Source organism: Paraburkholderia mimosarum LMG 23256 = NBRC 106338 (assembly GCF_000739815.1).
GTDB lineage: Bacteria > Pseudomonadota > Gammaproteobacteria > Burkholderiales > Burkholderiaceae > Paraburkholderia > Paraburkholderia mimosarum.
The window spans coordinates 1-2,061 of sequence record NZ_BBJJ01000251.1; the positions used below are offsets into that span (position 1 = coordinate 1).

The 2,061-nt window shown below is 54.7% G+C and carries 2 protein-coding genes; both read left to right on the plus strand.

The annotated features are described in order from the left end of the window. On the plus strand, window positions 1–275 hold a 275-nt coding region (locus BMI01S_RS42780; RefSeq protein WP_218002774.1), incomplete at its 5' end, for a hypothetical protein. Between the two features lie 204 nt (window positions 276–479). Continuing rightward, window positions 480–2,061, plus strand: a 1,582-nt coding sequence (locus BMI01S_RS37115) for an ABC transporter substrate-binding protein (protein WP_042293283.1), incomplete at its 3' end; no start/stop codon positions are given.

Sequence of the window (2,061 nt, forward strand, 5' to 3'; positions counted from 1 at the left end):
TGTTAGAGCGCCATCGTAAACCGTTGCATGCGTTGAATGGCCGCCCAGCGGAAGTCGACGTGAGCCAGGCGCTTGGGGCTCATGAGCAGGAGCGGAAGCTCAGCCGCCAGTACGATCGGCGCGCGGTGCTTGGGATCAGAAGTTGTGCTCCACTGTCGCTTGCCAAACTTATCAGATTCGGCCGCTCGTACCTGCTGCCTGTTTGCCGATACAAAGATGGTTCGAGGGGACCGCTTCGCATGCATATTGCCCTGCCGCCACATGGCGCAGACTGAGTGGCCTTACGTTTTAAACCCAATGACCCAATCCCATCACCCCATGATTTATGGTTCGCTGACGGAATGTAGAAATGTCCTGGTTTCGCAACCTTTTCCGACAGCATGATCCGCGCTGCGCGGCGATGAATATTGACTAAGCTACTGTGGTTGGATGCAATGGTCGAGCACCGCTTTGAATTAATAACGTATGGGAGAGTGCCCATGTCATCGCTCCGCAGGCTGAGTCTTTGGCGTATAGCGCCGATTTTGTTTTCTTTCTGGGTTGTCACAACGATATCGAGCGCATCATCGTTTGCAGCCGTATTGCCGGACCAAACGCTCGTGTTTTGTTCAGAAGGCAGCCCAGCGGGTTTCGACTCCGCACAATACACGACTGGCCTCGAATTCTCTGCCGCGTCGTACACCGTCTACAACCGCCTTGTCGAATTTGAGCATGGCGGTACAAAAGTCGAGCCGGGTCTTGCCGAGAGGTGGGAGATTTCATCAGACGGCCTGACCTACACGTTTCACCTGCGCCATGGCGTCAAGTTCCATACGACGTCCTTCTTCAAGCCAACGCGCGAATTCAATGCCGATGACGTCGTCCTGACATTCGAGCGAATGTTCGACTCAAACAATGCGTTTCGCAAAGCGTACCCCGTCCAGTTTCCGTATTTCAAAGACATGGGACTCGATAAGAGCATATTGAGGATCGAAGAGCCCGATCCATACACCGTGCGCTTTACCATGAAGACTGTGACCGCGCCCTTCCTCTCGGAACTGGCAATGCCATTCGCATCCATCATCTCGGCCGAATACGCTGATCAGCTGATGAAGGCTGGCAAGGCGTCCGACATCAACCTTTACCCCGTTGGCACCGGTCCTTTCATCTTTGTCAGCTACACGAAAGACGCGACGATTCGTTTCGACGGCAACCCTGACTACTGGAAGCCGGGCGTTGTGCGAGTGAGCAAATTGATCTTTTCAATCACACCGGACGCTGCTGTGCGCGAGCAAAAGTTGAAGGAGAATGAATGCCAGGTCATCAGTTATCCCCGTCCACAAGCAATCGCATCACTGGAGAGCGATTCGCAGCTCAAGGTGCCCCACCAGGTCGGCTTCAATCTCGGTTTCCTTGGATACAACACGACGCACAAGCCGCTCGATCGGGTCGAGGTAAGACAAGCGCTCGATATGGCGATCAACAAAAAAGCAATTATCGATACGGTTTATGAAGGAGCAGGACAGTTGGCCACAAACCCAATGCCGCCGACTCAGTGGTCCTATGACAAGGGGCTCAGGGATGCACCTTACGATCCGGGGAAAGCGAAGGACATGCTCGCAACGGCTGGATTTCCCAATGGTTTTGAGATCAGCCTATGGGCGATGCCGGTGCAACGACCGTACAACCCGAACGCGCGACTGATGGCGGAGATGATCCAGGCAGATTGGGAAAAGATCGGCGTACACGCCAGAATCGTCACCTATGAGTGGGGCGAATACATCAAGCGGGCGCATGCGGGCGAACACGACGCGATACTTATCGGCTGGACCGGAGACAACGGTGATCCGGACAACTGGCTTGGCGTACTTCTTGGCTGTTCTTCAGTTAACGGCAGCAACTTTTCCAAGTGGTGCTACCAGCCGTTCGAGGCTCTGATCCAGAAAGGCCGTGCCACGACCGACGTGTCATCCCGCACCGACTACTACACGCAAGCGCAGGAGATCTTCAAGCAGCAAGTGCCGTTTACGCCTATCGCGCATTCGACCGTCTACCAGCCAATGCGCAAGAACGTCACAGTGG